The following is a 19,835-nucleotide window of genomic DNA, read 5'->3' on the forward strand; positions in this document are numbered from 1 at the left end:
GTGGGACACACCACAAAAAGCAGATAATCTATTGAAACAGTATAACCGCAAGCCCTCGGAAATGCTCTGTAAGCGTTTCTGAGGGCTTTTCTTTTTCAGCGGTTAAGTTTTGGTGGACGGTTGTGATGGGCTTTTCCGTTCCGCTGACGGCTATCATCATGCAGAAGTCTGCTCGGTGATCCTCCTCAATTTTTTCATGATTATTTTTGTGTTTGGAACTTGAAATCATGGAGTAACGTCTACCAGCATTTGTACTTTATTCTATTGTTTGCGAAAAAAGGCTGTTTTACATCACTTTCAATGTTTTAACTTCGCTTTTCTTTATCTTTTGTTTCCTACGATTTTATAACTTTAAAGACCAGCGACAGACAAAATCAAATTGGCGTACTTCTGTTATTATCATTTAAAATCACGGAATACATTTTTGAACACCGTGAATCAGTTCAACCACGGAAACCGTTTTTGATTACCGTGAAATAACATAACGGAAGTAATAACCATGAGCAGATACACAAGTGAACAGACCGCATACAGCCAACTGAAAAAGAAATACGTTCCGCTGTGGAGACTGGACACCAATACCGTGACTGTCACCCACTTCAACATTGGCACTCAAACCGAGGAGTGCAAGACATATAACACCGATTTCATCAGGTATCATCTTCATTTCTCTGACAGCCATTGTCCCGACAGGCTTCGCAGGCTCGTAAACGAGGGCAAGATCATTCAGTACCTTGATGATATAGAGCAGAAAGACAGCGAAGCTATCTCACGCCAGGTAGAGCTTTGGAAGCAGACCGATAGTTGCTATCAGAAAGCTGTCCTCAACAGTGATGCCGAGAAGATGCTCGGTCTGGAGAAATGCTTCGTCTATATGGCGAGAGAAGTGGTGTTTGAGTGTATGGTTTATATCTGAGATCAGACGGCTATGCCTTCGAATGCAGACAATTAATTGTGACTTGTTACTATTATTGCAGAGGATATATTGACAATATATTAATATTATGCTATAATAATGTTGATATTATGTAGTATATTGTTATTTTGATGTACATTATAAAGGAGTATAAAATGGCACTTACAAAATATGAATCGTATTATAATTCTATAAAAACATATATTGGTGAAATTAGAAAGGATAATGAGTATAACAATGACTCTTTAGCTTTTGCACACTGGTATTTGAAAAATCATTTTAATCTTAGTGATCAGCAAGTCTCGGAAGCAATAATTGACGGTGCTGATGATTTAGGAATTGATGCTATTATATTTGACGATACAAATAATTCTTTATATGTATTTCAATTCAAATTTCCAAGTAAATCTGATAATACTAATTCAGAAATAGTACAAGGAGATATCTTAAAAACCTTTAATGGATTTAATACATTAATCGATAACGGGATTCCATATCTTGGCACTAACACGAGATTTAGAGAATTCAAGGAACAGATTAATGATACTTTTATTGATGAATACAAAATGTTTTTTGTTAGCTTTAATAAAGGTATTATTGCTAACGAAACAATTATAGACAACAATAAGAAACTATTTAAAAACAATTATGGAAATGATTTAAATGTAATCATTCATAATAGAGATGTTATTTCTAGTATATATGAAAAGATAAACAGAAAAAATAACATAACCATTTCTTTGAAGTATAAACAGATCCAATCAGCTTATAATGTTGCTTCGAGAGAAATTGATTCCTATGTAGGTTTTGTTAATTGTAAAGATTTAGTTTCAGCTATTACAGAACACATCTCAACAATTTTTGACGAAAACATTCGTTTATACGAATATAACTCAACCGTAAACAATGGAATATATAGAACTGCAACATCATCAAGCGAATCAGATATGTTCTATTTTTATAATAATGGAATAGTATTTATTTGTGATAAAACGCGTAATAGCCCTGCATCTAATGAGATAATACTTGAAGGAGCTTCAGTTGTTAACGGCTGCCAATCGTTAAATGTTTTGTATAATGCACATAATGATGAGAAACTTTCAGACGATGCATGTGTGTTAATACGTATTATACAAATTGCCGATTTTAATCAAAGAAGACAGATTACTGAATTTCTTAATTCTCAGACACCAATAAGAGATAGCTATTTCATATCAAATCACCATGCTATAAGAAATCTGCAAGAACAATTACTCAAAAAAGGTTACTTCCTTGAAAGACAAATCAACGAGTATAAATACAAAAAGGAACATGGCGATTCACTATCATATGGAGATGATATCATTGTTCTGCAACTAGAAGAAGTTTTACAATATTTCACCGGATATTGGATCAATAATTCCGCTAGTGCAGCTAAGCGCGGAAAAGGTTCATTATTTGATAAAAATAAAATAGATGAATTGCTTTCGCAAATCAATGCAGATAAAGTAATAGAAGCTGTAAATACTTATCACGATATATCAAGTGTATTAACTATGTACCGAAAAACAAGACGTAACGATGAGAAAACGGAGTTCTCTTCATATCTTGGAATTAGCCAACAAGAGCTACTAGATCACATTGATGAATACAGATTTATGAATACAGGAGATATTCTTTTGCTGAATGTTGTTTCAAATTTAAAACGACAATATGAAAAACTTGGTTTACAAAATATCACTATAAAGGATTTGATTATTGATTCTATAAATATAGTGAAAGGTATAGCATCTAAGTCTAGCGTAACTAATATGGCTGCGTTCACAAAAAACACTAGTGTATTTTCAGAAGCACAAACTAAAGTAAGTAAATTGAACCAAAGATATGCCATAGAGCAAGAAGAAGCATCAACGATGTGTTCTTAAACGAAAAATGAAAAAAGGCAACAAAGGGGCTGTTGCAGCCCCTTTTTATTTTTACGGATAGTTTATCGTTGCCGTAGTATGATATCACCAAATCGATTTTTTATGGACATAAAAGCAAGACCATGTATGAAAAATAAATTTCTACATGGTCTTGCTTTTTGGTAAAGAGCGTATTATTTATGAAGAAACAGCCGCCTTATGGCTATTTTTTCTTTTTCTTACTGAAATATTGCTCAAGGAGCTTTTCAGTGAGTTCATCAAGTTCATTTTCCGTCATTTTTATCCCGTATTTTTCAGAAATAGAACAGTAAACCTTGTTTTTATAGGGACCTTTTGACTTTGGCTTGTCCGGAACAGTCAGCATTTCCAGGATCTCATCAGCTGTAATTTCATCTGCAAGCTCGTTTATATAATCTCTGAGTTTTATAGCAGTTACTCTCGTCAGAGAGAGCTTGTTTTCTGAAAGAACATTATACAGTTCTCTCTGAATATCTTCAGAAAATCCCTTGATGTATTCAACCGCGTTGAATTTTATTATCTCGTCATCCACGAGATACTGAAGTTCAGGTATCAGCTTTTCGACATTTATATACCTGTATATAGTTTTCCTTGAAACGCCGAACTTTTTTGCTATCTCTTCTGCGGTCAAGTCTTCATCGTCTCTCATTTTGAAGTACTTTGAAAAGATCTTTGCGTATTCGCTCGGGTATGTTTTATCTCGCTGGATATTGCTTTCAGACACGGCTTTATAAACAATATCCTCAGTATAGTTCTTAACTATACATGGAACCTTCAGCTGACCGATAAGCTTAGCTGCTTCAAGTCTGTGATGTCCGGAAATTATTTGATATATATCTCCCTTACTGATAACAGTCAGGGGGCTGACAATACCAATATCTTTAGCACTTTCTGCTATTTGTTCAACTCTTTTCTGGTTGATCTTGAATGGTTGTTCGTTTCCGTTTTCATCTGAGTAAGGAACCAGCCTGGAAATATCGACTTGTATTACTGTTTCCTTGCCTCCGCTCCATAAATCTGTGTAGCTTTTTTCGAGTCCCTCGGGTATATTATCTTCGACTTTATCTTCGACAGCTTTTTGAGCATTTTTCATTGCTTTAAAATCAATTTTAGCCATTTTATGTTCTCCTCATCCGAATCATTTTATTTTTTCAATGACTTCTTTTGTAAGCTTAAGGAAAGTCTTTCCGAGGGTGGATTTTTTATCGAATACATTCGATTTTTTATTAAACACAGCCTGTTCTGTCTGAGCAGGGCAAAATGGTATAACAGTCTTAAACGTTATATTTGTATATTCCTCGCGAATTGATTCTGCAAGGGATGTGCTGACATTTGTTCGCTGCGTTTTATTCAGGAGAATACCAAGCACTTTGAGTTTCTTATTTGTGCTATTATTGATCGAAGATACCTTATCAAGCATCTTATCCAGACCCATATAGGCATATATTCCGCTTTCTACGGGTATAATTACGTAATCACTTGCATTCATTGCATTTGACACGAGAAGATCAAGCAATGTACGGCAGTCTATAAGTATATAATCATACTGTTTATATATGTCATTTGAAAGCAATTTTTTGATAACATAGTTATAATCCGGATCATTTGACATTATTGATGTAATGTTTGTAAGCATATCAGAAGCCGGTATGTAGTCAATACCAGTTTCATTATGCCTTATAGCTGAAGCGTGGTCAGTCTCAATCCCTGCCACAGAATTATATATAAGTTCGGCTATGGTAATTTTGCCGTCTTTTATATGTCCCAGCGTTAAACTTGTATTCTGCTGCTGATCGAGATCAATAACCAGAACTTTCTTGCCAAGGCTGGCAAGTCCTCCGGCAAGATTTATGGTAGTTGTAGTCTTTCCGACACCACCTTTTTCGTTGCAGATAGAAATGGTAATAGCCATGATATAATACATCCTTTCTGTGTCACGCGTGACACATGTATAATTAAAGATCATTCTTTCTTATTATTGAAATGACCTGTTATAATTATTATAGCAGATTTTTCAAAAAATAAAAAATTATATATAGTTATTTTTTTTATGTGTCACGCGTGACACATGGATAATAGACCGGGCATTTGTCTTTACTGAGTTTAAATGCCTTTTGATTTTTGACACATAACCATTTTTTACGTACCAAAATTTTTATATAATTTTTATGATTTGCTGCACGAGCCCCACAACCTTAACGTTTGTAAGCTCGGAACCTTCAATGATCATTGGCGGGTATTCGGGATTATACGAGGTCAGTATCAGACGGTCGCGGTTAAAGTCCACGCGCTTTACTATCGTATTCTCGCCAATCATGACAATTGCTATCTTGCCGTTATCAACGTGGTTTTGCCTGTGGACGACTATTGTATCGCCGTCCTCGATCTTCGGACTCATAGATTGTTCTCTTACAGTAACGCAAATAGTGTTTTTCACATCGCTGTCATTTTCTATATATAACGGGAGATGTCCGGAAATATCACTGCTGTCATACGTTTTGAAGCCTGCATCTATACTATTATAGACGGGTATCATGTGGATTTTCTCTCGGGAGAGGATGTTATGTGCAGGGGAATTTTCCCAACCCATGAGATAAGATGGTGTCAGATCCAGAATTTCAGCTATTTTAACTACTTGACTTTTTGGAATATCTCTTCCACCTGTCTCGATCTTGTTTATTGATGATCGTGATTTATAGCCAAGTTTTCCTGCTAATTCTGTTTGCGACAGCCCTTTTTTTATTCTGGCTTCCTTTATTCGCTCTCCTATGGTTTCCGTCACTATCACCCCTATTTATAATATCACATGTCGTCGATTATGTCAACAATAATTAACTAAGTGTAAAGTAATCTTGTAATTGTAGACAAGATAGACAGCCTAAATTCACGTCCTCTTTACTAAACAGATAGGAATTTTATTATGTGTCACGCGTGACACACAGCGAAAAACACCTAATATTATCTTGTCCTGACATTCTCCGTGTGGTATCGCTTGCTTTTTTAGTATTATTATCTTGTTTCTCATTACTATATATCATTGTGTGAGTGCCTATTTTGTAAGGAAATCCACCACATTAATAACCTTGATCCCATCCTCATCCATCGGGATTTCGTCCATTGTGACGATGTATTTGGGGTAATTATCATGGATCCTCTTCAATGGAGCGATCTCTCTTGCAAAGGTTTCTTCACTCAAAACTGTTGCTGCCACTTGAAAGTAGGCTTTTTCGCCGTCTTTTTCTGCAACAAAATCTATCTCCAGCTCTCCGAGCTTACCAACACTGACGTGATATCCTTTTCTGGTCAGTTCGAGATAAACGATGTTTTCAAGAATGTGACCAATATCCCGATTTCGGTTGCCAATAAGCAGATTGCGAAGTCCGACATCAACAATGTAGTATTTTTCAAGAGATTTTAAATGCTGCTTCCCTTGTACATCGTATCTTCCTACTTTATATAGGATAAAAGCTTCACACAACGCGGTGACATAGTTTTCGACGGTCAGGGATGTTGTTTTTCGACCGAATGAGGTTAAACTATCTGCAATTTTTTTAGAGGAAACTATATTACCAACATTATCAAACAGGAATTTGACGATGCTTTCCAGAAGTTCAATGTCATTGATCCTTCTCCTTGCAGCTACGTCCTTCAATAAAACAGTGTGATAGATTCCATCAAGATAATCTCGACGAATCTCTTCATCTTCTATCTGTGAAGCATACGGAAAACCTCCGGTTGTGAAGTATTTTTTCCAAGCACTCCTGACGTCGCCGCCAACCAATTCTGCATACTCTGAAAATGATAGTGGCAGCATCGGTACTTCCACATATCTTCCGGATAAAAGTGTTGCAAGTTCGCCGGATAACATATGTGCATTGGAACCGGTGATATAGATATCCACATTGTCTTTTAGGAACAGTGAGTCCACGGCTTTCTGGAAGTCAGAAACTGCTTGTATTTCATCTAAGAAAATGTATGTTTTCCTGTCGGTAAGCAACCTTTCAGTGATATATTGATACAAGGCGTGGTATTCCAATAAATAATCGAATGAGATGTCCTCAAAATTGATTGAAATAATTTGTTCCTCAACGACTCCGTTTTCCAGAAGATATCGTTCAAATTGTTTCAGAAGCGTTGACTTTCCACATCTGCGAACGCCGGTAACAACCTTAATGATTTTTTTATCTCTCAAGCGAATCAGCCTGTCAAGATATTGTTTACGCAGAACCATTGTATCATCTCCTTAGTTTTTAGTATACCACAAAAATATCCTTTTAGTCAATAGTTTTTTAAGTATACTAAAAAAACTCTGGTAATCGTTCGAGAACGTATCTGAAGTTTTAACTTCGACTTTTTCGATTGAATGTTTTGCGGCGAAATACTGTGATTTTGAGTAGTGTGAGTATATAATCAATGTCTTTATCAAATTGGTCGTGACGATCAGCGTAGAGAAATGAGTAATTCCCGCATCACCGGTATGCGGGGGTATTCTTATTCGACAATAATTTAGTGAGAGAAAAATGCTTTTTCATCTGTTTCTTTCCGGGAATATCCACCACGCTGATACTGCGGCTACGATGATATATGCCACTTTCGGGCAGAACCCGCCGAGGCATGACGCTAATGTATAGGTAACAATGCTGATAATGTTGCGCGGACCAAGCTTGAAGTCCTTTGCCGTTCCGTTTTCACGGGCGATGAGATATATCAGAAGGTGGATCGTCAGGCAAGCCAGCAGCATATCCAGAAAGTACAATGATACGGGAGCAAAAGCAGTTGGGTGCGCACCTATCCAGGCGGTTGTGAATGGAATGAATGACATAACGAACATCCATGCGATATTGCACCAGAGTATCGGATAATTTACAGTCTTAACATCGTGAAAAATGATGTGATGATTTACCCAGTAGATCGCCACAAACACAAAGCTGAGCAGATACGCAAGCAGTGTTGGCGCAAGATCAAAAAGATCGCTGAGCTTGTCACCCGCAGGCTGTTTTAATTCCAGAACCATGATAGTAATAATGATTGCCAGCACTCCATCGCTAAACGCTTCAAGTCTGTTTTTCTCCATAGCTGAAACCTCCTATCTCTGTTTTCACAGCCGTTATATATTATAATATGTAACTTTTATTTATTCCTTGATTTTGTCTTGATATCTTCAAGCATAGCTTCTATTTTTCCATCCTTGCCGTCTTTGCTCATGTTCTTCAGCTTAAATCCTTTTCTTTCATAGAAACCGTTCCTGATTTCGATATCCTTTTCTTCATCTATATCTACGTAGGAAAGCATACCGATGAGTTTAATAGGTATAGACGGAGATTTTTTCTTTTCTTCATCTTTAAGAAAAGAAACCATACTATCTAATAAGAGGGAACCGTATCCTTTCCCTCTGTAATCATAAAAAGAAACTCTGCTATGAAATTCGTCGATTCTAACTGTTGTTTCCTCTACAGAATAATCGATTGAAGCTTCTATGTATGGGATTTTACTTTTACCACAGAGTTCAGTTTGATGTTTAATACTATAATACATATCAGAATTGATGGCATACAATTCAATTTCTCCGCCGTTGTTTATCAGCGTATTCAAATTCAGGGGATAACTTCGCAAAGAATCATTTGAAACTTCTTTTCGTCTGTCTACCAATATTACTATTGTATCACGACCATTTTCCGAAGCTTCACTGTTTTTGTCCTTTATATTAGTAATAGTACAAAGCCTGTAATTTTTGTGAGCAGCCAATAACTCACATACCTTTTTATATGTTTGGATCGTATCAAGGTGTTCTTTCTTTTCTTCAACAAGTTTATCTACTATTTTACTATACGAACTCAACATATCGCATTGTACGGCCCATTCTGAACTTGATAATATCTTCATGTTTCTTCCTTTATCCGCAATTATACTCTTCTACGTTTCCGTTAAGATAATCATCAAAGCTTATCTGCATCTCATCTATTGAATAGGTTTTAGATGATGTTATACTTGCTGCTCCATAGTGATAAGGAGAACTCGTAGCTTTTGTCCCGTCCTTCAAAGCATATCCTGTAATTTCTTCGAGAATTTTTTCAGGTTTTAATGCCGGAATCTTACTGTCCCTGAAATATACAGGCTTTTTTGCTACAATAAGATCCAGTTTCATTCTTTTAGCCTGACACATCTGAACAGCATTTTCAAGGTCGGAATAATACATTTCAGAGGCGTCTCTCAGATCGGAAGGTTTTAGCTCTATTACTTTAAAGATAAATGTTATCTGTTTTATTATCTGCGCCGCTTTTATATTATCGAATTCATTACGGAGAATATATTCGATGCCGGGAACAGACAATGCAGAAATGTACCCTTCGGTCAGACCAATCTCACAGCATTTCCATATTTTTGATGAGACGACAAAGTGTTCGGGGCGTTTACAAAGCACGTCAAGAATTGTTCCCGTATCAACTAAGATCTTCATGATCTGTCCTTTCTGCATGAATAGCCTTGTCCTCATAATCATTCTGCAAGATTCCCATAAGAGAATCAGTGAGGAAAGAAATGCTGGCATCATAGGGGATAAGTCTTGCAACTTCTTTTCCATTTTTTAGGATTATTACCTCATCCCCCTGCTGAACAGCTTGAAGATACTTGCTGAAATTAAGCTGCATATCTGTGGCAGTCGCTATCATCATATGTTTTCCTCCGTTTCTTTCTCGTTCATTATACCACTTTATAGGGGAAAAGTCAATGAAAGTGATTTGTGTCACGCGTGACACATTCTAAGTAAGGAAATGAGAAAATCTTCCTTTTAAATAATTATAAGAATAGTTGTAGTATTGTTGGTATAATATAGAACATTAAAAGAACTAAAAGAACTAGCCCTATAATTATATTTCTCTGGGAACGAATTCTATATGCAATTTTAAATAGAGCAGTATTCTCTTCTCGAAGTTCAGACAGAGCGTGATTTAGTTCGTTTATTTTATTATCTTTTTCTGCCAGCAACAATTCGTGCTTTCTCGTATTTTCTTTTATCATTTCCTTTACAAAGTCCCCGATTTCGTTTATTTTGGGATTTTCTAAATCATATTTTTTAATAACTTCAAACCTTTCGCCTATTATTTCTTTGCCATCACAGAAATATTCCTGATCATCCAGTAACCTTAAAATAAATAAACTGCCTCCATAACATTCCTTGACTACTTCATTGAAAGCCTTGAATAAAGTATCACCAGACATTGCAAATAATCCTGCAACTCCTAATTCATCAAAGATGATATTTCCGTTTTCAAGTTGTTTTTCATAATCTATCCATTTAGCGTTATATGAATCCCTCAAAGAAGATTTCAACGGAGTTTTGCTATAAAACTTATAATAATATTTATCATTGTACTTTTTACCCGGCATATAGTTTTTATTTTTATATTTTTTAAGTGCAGACATTAAAGTGTTTTCGGAATTTTCAATTATAAACAGCATCATAGCTTCAATAAAATATTTCACGGAGGGTTCATCATTGATGCTAAACAAAAATATACGTTCTCGGATTTCCTGTAAAGATACTTCATTTGTAACGATCACTCTATATTTCTCTTCTTTGTAAAGAGCTATCAGCTCACAACGTTCTTCCGTGCAAGAAAATCGACAGCGTGAAAGCTGCTTTATTGCATATTTAAATAGGCTTGTGCTTCGATCATCTCTTTGTTGAAACAAATCTTTAAGTATTACTTGTTCCATAAAATTTCTCCTTCGCTCAATAGTTTATATAAATAATTATAACATACTTGAGAAAAAAATCAACATGCAGTTGGTACTGTGTCACGCTTGACACAGTACTATTGTAATGATGATTCAAGTAGTTCTTTTAGATACTTTCTTTTACCTTCATTATTTCTATATAAAAAAGATGGACAGATATCATATCCGTCCATCTTTGCTTATTAACATTTTTTTATCAGATACCTTAAACAATGCTACGTTTAGGGACAATACTGCAGTGGTTTTTTTCAAATGTAAAAATAATTATTGAGGATGTGGTATCTGTAGATTATGCTTTTCTTTCCCCATGTCCATCTGCATGAAAATTCCATATTCCGTGATTAGGGATGAAATAGTTCATCCTATTTTTGAGCATTATGCCGTCCTTATCAAAATAATACCATTTGTCATTATAAAATAAAAATTGATTAGCATACATAATTCCGCTATTCCCTAAATAGTACCAATCAGATTTTTTAGGACTTATTTTCTTTTCAAGCCATCTTCCGGAATACATATCTCCATTTACTGTATCAAAATAGTACCAGTAACCTGTTATTTTTTCCCAACCAGTTGCCATTACGCCGTTCCATTTTAAATAATACCATTTTCCTTTACTTTGTATCCATTTGCTTCTTGCTTTATAACCACCAATGTAATAATACCAATTATCGCCCTCTTTAACCCAGCCTGATTTGGCCTGTGCAGCTGAGGCTGTTATTTGACAGTTAGGTGCAAGAGAATCAGTATTTTCTACAAATCCGAGTGACGGTGCTGTAACAATGGCTAAAGCCAGTATTGCGCTCAGTAGCTTTTTTTTTCATATCTAGGACTCCTATTCATAAAATATTGGGTATTACCAAAAATATCCTTAGTGATTATATCACAAAATTTCAAATAAGTCAATATATTTATTTAAATTGTTTACTATAATCTTGTAAGATGTATAAGTGTTTTATTTGCAATTTAGATTGAAAATGAAACTATAAAATGATATAATGAAAATAAACCTAAATGTCATTACTTTATAGTATGTTATACAATAAGAATGGAGGAAATGAAAATGGGCGTTTGGTTCACCAATGATGTGTATGTTGACATGACAGAATTAAATATCTATTATAATAGCACTCATAACGTAAAAAAAATTACAGACGGATATCAATGCAACCTTATTAAAGCTTTTTATAATAATCCAAATGAAGTGATTGGCTACGATCAATTAGTAGAAGAAATATGGGGAGAGTCTAACGTTAACGGTAATGGAAAAGAAAACCTTTACGCTCCTATTAAAAAACTTAGAAATTTAATAGGAGATGAAGAAAATCATTTTATAGAAAATTCTCGTAAAGTTGGATATATGTTAAAGGCCCCTGTTCAAAAAGCTCCACCTGAATGGATATTTAAAACTCCTAACAGCAGCATCGACATCAAAAATAACATTTACATTTCAACTCGAAAAGAGCTGGATAACCTTGACGGAGAATACTCGCTGAAAAATCGTATGCTTGATGCATCGCATATCATCCAAATATGTTATGCAGGCACAACGTTTCTGGCATCAGGCCGTATTGGAAGAAACTATGAAGAAACCTGGCAAGAATATTTTAGAAGCGCTTTGAGTGGTAAAAGAATAGATCTTGTATTAGCGAATCCGGAATCTGATCAGATGCGTGAGATGATAAACTATAAGCTACGTCCACGCTATTCAGCGGATAATGTTGATCGCACAAATCCGTTTCAGTATAACTTCACACGACTAATGGTAATAATGAATTTAATCAAAGACGGAGTTATAAAAGATGCTGATTTTAATGTATATCTGGCTGATTTTGCTTTATCTAATGCTTATCTGCAGTGTAAGTTCCCTGATGATAAATCTGACAAAGAAACGATCAAGGTTGATATGTATATTCCGCTTTTTTCTAAATATAAGATTGATAAAGACGGAACGTACTATATTCCTGATGATGAATGGGCTGATGATGATCGTCCAAGCTTTATAGTTTGCAAGAATAAACAGCCTGAACTTTACGCTCATCTATCCATGAATATTGATGATATACTTCATAACTGCGAGGATAACGGTAATCAGGTCATTAAAAGGGGAGTCTTTAAAGATGGCTGGGAACAGAAATTCATTGATTATTCCAATGGCAAATTTACCAGACCTTTTAAAAAAGATGAGATCCTTAAAGGCCTTTTATAAAAACTTATTTGAATTGATGCATTGATACAATAATGAGGTACTTATATGTATTATTCAGATGAAGTATTTAAAGAATTTATGTTTTGTGACGAAATATTAGTTCCTCTCTGTTATATGCCGGGCAAATTTGAAATTAATAATATGTGTGATACAGACGAAAATGCATTGAAAATATTATACAGTTACAGATCTAATATGTATACGTATGATCATCCATTAACTGGACAACAAGTAATCAAACACATCAAAACGGAAGATTCAGAATTTCGCTTATTTGCGACATACAATGAGGATAGCAAATTGAAATATCTTGAATTATGCGGGGATGACTACAAACCGGGTTTACTGTTATTTATAGGTTATGAGAACATCAAAGAAGCTAAAGCGGCTGTTTTTGATTTCGCAAAGCATTCAGGAAAAATGATATCACAGACTCTGCTTCAGCGGAACGAAAAGTTTGCCAGACTGTTCTTGGAATCCTATTATGATGTAGATCTTTTTGGCTTTGAGATCATGTATTACGATGTACAAAGCGGTGCCCCTGAGGATATGCACATGCTGCTGGAAAATCCGGAAAAACATCATAAGGCTATTGATAATGACTATAATTATCCTCTGAATAATCGCATATTTTGTGATGTTGGTACTTTAGAAATTCTACTGAGATGTGCTCCCAAAGAAGTTTCCGAGGAACTTTTTGAAATATATTCAAGTACAATAACAGGAATAATCAAGTCGAAAGTCGTTGATAAGCTTGATAAGACAGATGATTTTAAACTCATCGTTACTAACAGCAGATATGCGAGCAGAGATAATTAGTATATTTTTATAATCTATAAATCAAACCGGTTTAATATAAGAAAAGATTCTATAGAGAACTTAGCGCTACATAATTAGCGTTAGGTTCTTTTTTGTTTTTAGTAAAAACAGTAAAAGTATTATATGTAAGAAAAGTGGTAAGAAATAGTGTTGTTGTGGTCAGATTTCGTGATATTGTCACGTTTTATGAGTATGTGATATAATAAGATCAAGAAAGATGGGGAAAATGGCAAAAAGACTGAAGTAGTAGTCTTGAAACATATAATTGAAGGAAGGTGAAAACCTAAATTATCGTATCGTAATAACGTTATAATACTTAAATTTAATGGAGGGAATTAAAAATGTTAGTTAAAAAATTTTTTAGCGGTATCCTGGCAGTTGTAATGATGGGAACAATGATGATTGGTAGTGTTCCGACAGGAAACAGCAACAACATTTGCGCATCGACAGTTATCACAGCAAGCGCTGCAAGTTCCGATTATACACCTGGCAAAAGAAGCGGTAGTCACGGTGTGTATGTATCGAAATTTTGGGTTGTTTCCAATTCGATAACATTCAAAATGAACTCAGATGATGATATTGACGCGTTCTGCCAGTATTGTAAGCAGATGGAATTAGGGATAGGCCTAAAACCCGCCTCGTACCTTACATCTTTAGGTAACGGTATTTTGAAGAAATTTGGATACAAATCTCCATTGGGCATTTTCACTTCGCTTTTCTCAGGAGTTGGAAACTACGCAGGACAGTGCAGAGAGGCACGAGTAAAACTTACGGAGCTTTCAGAGAAATACAAAACCAGAGGTTTCAAAGTTACTCTTTTCCTGGGAATACATAAGGGTGGTAACATTCTTATTGAGTTACAGCCAGCTGACGAAAAACTTGATGCCGCATACAAACGTTATATTCAGGCCCTCGAAGACGAAAAAGCAAAGAAGGAAGAGAAGCAGAAAGCAAAAAAGGTTTACTATAAAGCTTGTAAATCGTCGTACACGAGCGTGGTGGATGCTTTGAAATCAATAGGCGTAAAGGATACTAGCTTGACGTTTAGGCGGAAGATTTATAATGCTAATAATCTTGTAGCAAAATATGGAAGCTATTCGGGGAGAAGTGAACAAAATGTGTATATGTTGAAACTTCTGAAAAAAGGCAAGCTGGTGAAACCATAACGAAGATAAAGGATCTCACATTTTTGTGAGATCCTTTTATAATAATCGTTATGTTGTACCACAAATTGTTGGTTGATCGTATTCGTAAAGTAACTCGTTAATTTCATCAACATCATAACAATCGTTACTTATACAAAAACTGATAATTTTATCGAAGGCTACATACTCTGATAAGCCGTAACCACAACTTGCAAGCAACCTTTGCGTCTTCTCCATATCTAACTTTAGGACGATACAAATAGATACAATATTTTCCTTTTTTAAAGAATGAAGCTTATTATTACGAATATAAGAAAAAACTTGCTTGCTAATTCCTGCAGCTTTATATACATTTGCATCAGTCATTCCGGCTTCATCGATATACTTAAGTAGTAGCGAATTGAACGACATGGTATGAGAGAGATTATAAAATTCTGTACGGTCAGTTTCAGAAAGATTTAGATGTTTGTGTCTATTTCTTGAAAAACCATCCTTGTGCGCATTCTGTTGTAACGCTTTAATCAAGTTAAGCATTTCACGGGCAGGTTTTTCAATAAAGATGTTAAAATAATTCTCAAATAGATAAACAATAGCATCATATCTATCAATCAGTAATTCTATAAAGTCGTTTAAGTCTTTAGATATACTATTTAATAATGGAATAGTTTTATTGAGGGATTTTTTCCATTCCTCGAATATTTTATCAAAAATTTTTTTATATCGGTGAACATCTTCTAGGATTTCGTAAATCTCATTTGAGGATTCAGCACACGGAATACATTTAGAATAACATAGGCCGAATACTTTTTGAGCATTAGATTCGATCTCACGATAATAACATTGAAGTTTTTGTAATTCTTTTTTTAAGTCATCAAGGGTATTGTCAGAGGAAGATACATTATGATCGAAGTAATTTACTATGTCAGAAATTATTGAGCAAATAGAACAATTACGTAGGCGCAATATTATTTCATATTCATAACTGTCCGGATACTGTGATACTGAAAAAGTTTTCATGAATTTTTGTTTTATTGACATATTAAGCCCCCCATAAAAAGTCAAGTATTACTTGACGACTTGAGCCTAATAATGTGCTATAATACAATCAAGCTCAAGAAAAGAAAAGTGTAGAATTCCAGATGTAATCTTTTACTCTTTTACCAAGTATGGTGAAAGTAAATAGGTGAATATAATCTATAACAAAATATGGTACACTATGTACAGGAATTAAATTGAAATACCACTTTACTATACATTATATACTATTGTATGAAAATGTCAAGCGAAGGGAGGATGATACGACGACACCTAATAATAAGGGCTTTATATCAAGGCACAACAAAAATAAACAATGTTAGGAGGACTAAAATGAAAAAAAGATTATCGAGTTTGGTTATGGCGTTGATGATGATAGTTAGTCTTGCTATTTTTCCGTCAAAAGCCAATGCTTATACTGCTCACACACAGGCAGAAGCTCTTGACTGGGTGAGAAGCATGGTCGGTAAATCAGTGGATTATGATGGGGTATACGGAGCCCAGTGCGTCGATTTAATCAAAGCGTATTATTCGTATCTTGGAGTGACTGTGGCGACTGGAAACGGAAAGGACTATGCCACGAATAATCTCCCTCAGGGCTGGACGCGTGTTAAGGGTGGCACTCCGCAACCCGGTGATATACTTGTGTTTTCCGGAAGTAGCGGCAATCAGTTAGGTCATGTTGCGATTTATGAGGCAGATAGATGCCATTACCACCAGAATTTTAACTTTCATTCCGTAGAGAAGATTACTTATCATTATACCGGTCTTTCGAATCCATATTGGGGCTATATAAGACCTGACTGGGTAACGCCTCATGTTCATAGCTACGGTAGCTCAGTAACTAAGCAGCCGACATGTATCGATGCAGGTGTACGTACCTATACTTGTTCGTGCGGCTCATCGTATACCGAAAGCATTCCTGCCACAGGTCACAGCTATGTTAAGACTGTTGTAGCACCTTCCTTTATAGATAAGGGATACACCTTACACAAATGCACGAAATGTAATGATGAATATAAGGATCAGTATACTGATTCTCCGTCGCTCAATGACGATGGGTGGTACTATTGTGATGGTCTTCCAGCGGAAGTAGATTCTGATAGATACACTATAGAGTATAACAGTATATACGAAAAGACACAGAAGGACTCTCCCGGAGAAGGATGGACAAAAACTGAGAAAGTTAAAAACGAATGGCAGAATTCCGGGAGTCAGTATACATCAGTCAATGAACTTGCCACATCCGATTCAAGAGTACTTGTAAGAGAGTATTATTATCATTGGTGTATTCCTGGAGCGAAGATAGGAAGTGAGGGCAATTACGAACAAACTTCTAAGTTCTCTCATTACGATGAGATACCGCTTCCTAATGAGTGGATTCATGTAACATCAAGCGGAAATGATAATGGTCATCCTTATTATGTACTTGCATGGTCAGGTGGCAGTCCCGTTTTCTGTAAATCCGGGGAACAATGTGACGGCACATGGGGTTATCATGATTATAGGTGCAAAGCCTGGTATAAACATTATGTCTATCAGGACCGAATAAAAATAGAGCTATATAAGTACATAAAGAAGAGCGGATGGACAAGTTCCAAGGAAAGTGGTGCAACAAAAATCGAATGCAGATTTAAACCAAAGCATGAGCACGATTACACAGAAGAAATCATACCAGCAACCTGTACTGAAGAAGGTATGAAAGTTTATACTTGTTCTTGTGGAAATACTTACACTGAAAGTGTCCCTGCAACCGGTCATAAGTACACCGTTAATACAATTGCTCCGTCCACCACGCAGGTAGGCTACGATCTTCACACATGCTCTGTATGCAGTGATTCCTATATCGATAACGTAGTACATGCTGTCCAAGCTCCTGCGAAAAAGAAATATCCTGTAGTAACTACAGAAGTTCAGGGCAGACAGTTCAGATTGAAATGGACGCCTGTTGACGGTGCTGAAAAATACGGTATAGCTGTATTTCTGGCTGGCAAATGGAAGGTTCATGCTTATATGCCGGGAAATTCGAACACATACACTTCTAGAAAGATCCCTTCTGGTACTTATAAAGTAGTTCTTTGCGCTAGAGTCAACGGAGAATGGGATACAAGCAATATAAACAAAAGAGCTTTTGAAATAGTCATAAAGTAAATCTCGATTGGTTTTGATAATGTAGAAAACATAGTGACCAAGACTAAAATCTGAACAATCCGGCATTGTAGTGAATTCGCAATGCCGGGTTTTCTATTTAATCAGTTTAACCGAGTATGTATTTGTGAACTATATTCGGCTTCAAAACAATTAGCGAATTAACCAATTTTTCCAAGTTAACTCGTTGACAATTTTAGTACTTTGTGATATAATTATTATATATGTGATTCACACTAATGCAGAAAGGAACTTAACCATGCCTAATTCAGAATATATTTATCAGTCCAAGCCTGATTCAATGAACTATCAAAGCCTTATAGCTAAGATAGAACAGGGGAGCATCAAAATTCCGCAGTTTCAGCGTAAATTTGTCTGGAGTATAGAGGAAACCGCAGGACTTCTTGATAGTATCCTCAAAGGTTATCCGATAGGTTCATTTATCATTTGGAAAACCAACGAAAGATTAAGAAGTGTTCGTAATATTGGAGAAATGAGTTTTCCTGATACGCCTGCCGGTGATATGGTTCAGTATGTTCTTGACGGACAGCAGCGCATGACGAGTCTTTATGTTGCGTTAAAAGGAGCCAAGATAATTAACGAATCCGGTAATGAAGTGGATTACAGCAATATCTATATTGATTTGTCAGCTAAAACCGACGAACAGATTGTTCTTACAGATACCAAAGGGCATAATGAAAAAGATATTATCAGTATCGTTTCGCTCCTTAACAGTGGATACAAAGTGTATCAGCAGTATCCGGACTACGGAGAGAAAATCGACAAATACAGAATTTCATTCCAAACATATCAGTATGCTACTATTGAAGTTGAGAACGCACCTATTGATATTGCAACAGAAATATTCACCAGAATCAATGTAGGTGGTAAATCTCTGACGCTGTTTGAAATTATGGTTGCAAAAACTTATGACGAAGAGAAACAATTTGACTTATCAGAAAAATATGATGAGCTTATCGATAAGCTTTCAAATATCGGATATGAAACCATTTCAAGTTCTACCGTTCTTCAGTCAGTTTCAGTTTGTCTTGCAAAAGACTGTACAAAAAAAAGAATCCTCAAGCTAAAAAAAGAATCCTTTATTGAAAAATGGGATGATGTTATAAGTGCATTTGAAAGTGCTGTAGATTACTTCCGTTCTTTCTATCGTATCCCTGTTTCACAGATCCTTCCTTACGATTCACTTCTTGTTCCATTCACATATTATTTCTATAACCATAAGGATAAACCCGTTGGAGAGCAGCAAAAGCTTCTTCAGGACTACTTCTGGCGTTGTATCATAAACCAAAGGTTTTCAAGCGCATCAGAATCAAAGCTAACACAGGATATTGAGCGTATAGATAAGATCCTTGCAGAAGAACAATTGGATTATGAAGAATCCGTTGATGTTTCACCGGAAAGCATAAAATCAAGAGGAAGTTTCAGTGTAGGTTCTGCTTATATCAAAGGATTACTCTGTATACTTGCGTATCAGCAGCCTAAATCGTTCATTGATAATTCTCTTGTCACCATTGACAATTCCTGGTTAAAAATCGCTACCAGCAAGAATTATCATCACTTCTTCCCGAAGGCCTACATGAAAAAGAATCAGCCGGATGTTCCGGAATGGCTTGTAAATCACATAGCTAACATCACTATCGTTGATGATTTTCTTAATAAGCGATCCATTCGTGACAGAGCACCGTCAAAGTATATCGGAGAGTATCAGGCTACAAATAATGACCTGGCTTCCTCTTTAAAGTCACATTTGATTGGCGATCCTGAAACATCAGGAATAAATAATAATGATTACATGACTTTCTTCAATCAAAGGCTTGAAGCTTTATCAAACGAGCTGAAAGATAGATTGATTTTAACTAATACTGATAAAACGTAAGATACAG

18 protein-coding genes are annotated in these 19,835 nt (G+C 35.7%); 7 read left to right on the forward strand and 11 right to left on the reverse strand.

Translation table 11 applies throughout. The features are described from left to right. Window positions 1–499 precede the first annotated feature (499 nt). Window positions 500–916 (forward strand): hypothetical protein, encoded by a 417-nt coding sequence (locus N773_RS0118175; RefSeq protein WP_024859067.1) that lies wholly within the window; start codon window positions 500–502, stop codon window positions 914–916. 155 nt (window positions 917–1,071) lie between these two features. Continuing rightward, on the forward strand, window positions 1,072–2,820 hold the full coding sequence (locus tag N773_RS0118180) for an AIPR family protein (RefSeq protein WP_024859068.1): 1,749 nt from the start codon (window positions 1,072–1,074) through the stop codon (window positions 2,818–2,820). 202 nt (window positions 2,821–3,022) lie between these two features. Here N773_RS0118180 and N773_RS0118185 read toward each other — a convergent pair whose 3' ends face one another. The 10 genes from N773_RS0118185 to N773_RS0118230 form a co-directional block, all read right to left on the reverse strand. Continuing rightward, window positions 3,023–3,955, reverse strand: coding sequence for a ParB/RepB/Spo0J family partition protein (locus N773_RS0118185; RefSeq protein WP_024859069.1), 933 nt, complete (start codon window positions 3,953–3,955; stop codon window positions 3,023–3,025). 21 nt (window positions 3,956–3,976) lie between these two features. Next, complete coding sequence (locus tag N773_RS0118190) at window positions 3,977–4,750, reverse strand: ParA family protein (protein ID WP_013483449.1); 774 nt, start codon at window positions 4,748–4,750, stop codon at window positions 3,977–3,979. A 243-nt stretch (window positions 4,751–4,993) separates the two neighbouring features. Next, window positions 4,994–5,620, reverse strand: a complete 627-nt coding sequence (locus tag N773_RS21580) for a LexA family protein (RefSeq protein ID WP_024859070.1) — start codon at window positions 5,618–5,620, stop codon at window positions 4,994–4,996. 267 nt (window positions 5,621–5,887) lie between these two features. Beyond that, window positions 5,888–7,069, reverse strand: coding sequence for an ATP-binding protein (locus tag N773_RS0118200; RefSeq protein WP_024859071.1), 1,182 nt, complete (start codon window positions 7,067–7,069; stop codon window positions 5,888–5,890). A gap of 297 nt (window positions 7,070–7,366) precedes the next feature. Further along, the gene (locus N773_RS20700) at window positions 7,367–7,912 is read right to left on the reverse strand and encodes a TMEM175 family protein (RefSeq protein WP_013483446.1); all 546 of its coding nucleotides are present in this window, start codon (window positions 7,910–7,912) and stop codon (window positions 7,367–7,369) included. A gap of 56 nt (window positions 7,913–7,968) precedes the next feature. After that, a complete protein-coding gene (locus tag N773_RS0118210) occupies window positions 7,969–8,721 on the reverse strand; it encodes a GNAT family N-acetyltransferase (protein ID WP_024859072.1) in 753 nt (250 codons plus the stop codon). Between the two features lie 10 nt (window positions 8,722–8,731). Next, entirely contained in the window at window positions 8,732–9,295 is a 564-nt protein-coding gene (locus tag N773_RS0118215; protein WP_024859073.1) for a type II toxin-antitoxin system VapC family toxin, read from the reverse strand. After that, the gene (locus N773_RS0118220) at window positions 9,279–9,509 is read right to left on the reverse strand and encodes a type II toxin-antitoxin system Phd/YefM family antitoxin (protein WP_013483442.1); all 231 of its coding nucleotides are present in this window, start codon (window positions 9,507–9,509) and stop codon (window positions 9,279–9,281) included. Before N773_RS0118220 ends, N773_RS0118215 begins: the two co-directional genes overlap by 17 nt. 124 nt (window positions 9,510–9,633) lie before the next feature. Beyond that, complete coding sequence (locus N773_RS0118225) at window positions 9,634–10,554, reverse strand: hypothetical protein (RefSeq protein ID WP_024859074.1); 921 nt, start codon at window positions 10,552–10,554, stop codon at window positions 9,634–9,636. A 310-nt stretch (window positions 10,555–10,864) separates the two neighbouring features. Continuing rightward, window positions 10,865–11,383, reverse strand: coding sequence for a hypothetical protein (locus N773_RS0118230; protein ID WP_347495547.1), 519 nt, complete (start codon window positions 11,381–11,383; stop codon window positions 10,865–10,867). A 255-nt stretch (window positions 11,384–11,638) separates the two neighbouring features. Between N773_RS0118230 and N773_RS0118235 the strand changes: the two genes are divergently transcribed. The 3 genes from N773_RS0118235 to N773_RS0118245 all read left to right on the forward strand — a co-directional run bounded on the left by N773_RS0118235 (window position 11,639) and on the right by N773_RS0118245 (window position 14,769). After that, window positions 11,639–12,784 carry a winged helix-turn-helix domain-containing protein gene (locus N773_RS0118235; RefSeq protein WP_024859076.1) on the forward strand — a complete coding sequence of 382 codons (1,146 nt, stop codon included), beginning with the start codon at window positions 11,639–11,641 and terminating at the stop codon, window positions 12,782–12,784. A 45-nt stretch (window positions 12,785–12,829) separates the two neighbouring features. Beyond that, entirely contained in the window at window positions 12,830–13,603 is a 774-nt protein-coding gene (locus N773_RS0118240) for a hypothetical protein (RefSeq protein ID WP_024859077.1), read from the forward strand. A gap of 341 nt (window positions 13,604–13,944) precedes the next feature. Beyond that, window positions 13,945–14,769 (forward strand): hypothetical protein, encoded by an 825-nt coding sequence (locus N773_RS0118245; protein WP_024859078.1) that lies wholly within the window; start codon window positions 13,945–13,947, stop codon window positions 14,767–14,769. Window positions 14,770–14,817: 48 nt separating this feature from the next. Here N773_RS0118245 and N773_RS21585 read toward each other — a convergent pair whose 3' ends face one another. Beyond that, a complete protein-coding gene (locus N773_RS21585; protein ID WP_024859079.1) occupies window positions 14,818–15,786 on the reverse strand; it encodes a helix-turn-helix domain-containing protein in 969 nt (322 codons plus the stop codon). Between the two features lie 330 nt (window positions 15,787–16,116). Here N773_RS21585 and N773_RS21590 point away from each other — a divergent pair, with 330 nt between their 5' ends. Both N773_RS21590 and N773_RS0118260 read left to right on the forward strand, forming a co-directional pair. Beyond that, window positions 16,117–17,934: a CHAP domain-containing protein gene (locus tag N773_RS21590; protein ID WP_024859080.1), complete on the forward strand. Its 1,818-nt coding sequence runs from the start codon at window positions 16,117–16,119 to the stop codon at window positions 17,932–17,934. A 256-nt stretch (window positions 17,935–18,190) separates the two neighbouring features. Continuing rightward, entirely contained in the window at window positions 18,191–19,828 is a 1,638-nt protein-coding gene (locus tag N773_RS0118260) for a DUF262 domain-containing protein (RefSeq protein ID WP_242840457.1), read from the forward strand. Window positions 19,829–19,835 lie beyond the last annotated feature (7 nt).

Source organism: Ruminococcus albus AD2013 (assembly GCF_000526775.1).
GTDB classification, from domain to species: Bacteria; Bacillota; Clostridia; order Oscillospirales; family Ruminococcaceae; genus Hominimerdicola; species Hominimerdicola alba_A.

What these genes read in the sequence shown, in the direction of transcription:
- N773_RS0118175 (WP_024859067.1), top strand. Translation starts at nt 500, where the DNA reads ATGAGCAGATACACAAGTGAACAGACCGCATACAGCCAACTGAAAAAG.
- N773_RS0118180 (WP_024859068.1), top strand. Translation starts at nt 1,072, where the DNA reads ATGGCACTTACAAAATATGAATCGTATTATAATTCTATAAAAACATAT.
- N773_RS0118185 (WP_024859069.1), bottom strand. Translation starts at nt 3,955, where the DNA reads ATGGCTAAAATTGATTTTAAAGCAATGAAAAATGCTCAAAAAGCTGTC.
- N773_RS0118190 (WP_013483449.1), bottom strand. Translation starts at nt 4,750, where the DNA reads ATGGCTATTACCATTTCTATCTGCAACGAAAAAGGTGGTGTCGGAAAG.
- N773_RS0118200 (WP_024859071.1), bottom strand. Translation starts at nt 7,069, where the DNA reads ATGGTTCTGCGTAAACAATATCTTGACAGGCTGATTCGCTTGAGAGAT.
- N773_RS20700 (WP_013483446.1), bottom strand. Translation starts at nt 7,912, where the DNA reads ATGGAGAAAAACAGACTTGAAGCGTTTAGCGATGGAGTGCTGGCAATC.
- N773_RS0118210 (WP_024859072.1), bottom strand. Translation starts at nt 8,721, where the DNA reads ATGAAGATATTATCAAGTTCAGAATGGGCCGTACAATGCGATATGTTG.
- N773_RS0118215 (WP_024859073.1), bottom strand. Translation starts at nt 9,295, where the DNA reads ATGAAGATCTTAGTTGATACGGGAACAATTCTTGACGTGCTTTGTAAA.
- N773_RS0118220 (WP_013483442.1), bottom strand. Translation starts at nt 9,509, where the DNA reads ATGATGATAGCGACTGCCACAGATATGCAGCTTAATTTCAGCAAGTAT.
- N773_RS0118225 (WP_024859074.1), bottom strand. Translation starts at nt 10,554, where the DNA reads ATGGAACAAGTAATACTTAAAGATTTGTTTCAACAAAGAGATGATCGA.
- N773_RS0118235 (WP_024859076.1), top strand. Translation starts at nt 11,639, where the DNA reads ATGGGCGTTTGGTTCACCAATGATGTGTATGTTGACATGACAGAATTA.
- N773_RS0118240 (WP_024859077.1), top strand. Translation starts at nt 12,830, where the DNA reads ATGTATTATTCAGATGAAGTATTTAAAGAATTTATGTTTTGTGACGAA.
- N773_RS0118245 (WP_024859078.1), top strand. Translation starts at nt 13,945, where the DNA reads ATGTTAGTTAAAAAATTTTTTAGCGGTATCCTGGCAGTTGTAATGATG.
- N773_RS21585 (WP_024859079.1), bottom strand. Translation starts at nt 15,786, where the DNA reads ATGTCAATAAAACAAAAATTCATGAAAACTTTTTCAGTATCACAGTAT.
- N773_RS21590 (WP_024859080.1), top strand. Translation starts at nt 16,117, where the DNA reads ATGAAAAAAAGATTATCGAGTTTGGTTATGGCGTTGATGATGATAGTT.
- N773_RS0118260 (WP_242840457.1), top strand. Translation starts at nt 18,191, where the DNA reads ATGCCTAATTCAGAATATATTTATCAGTCCAAGCCTGATTCAATGAAC.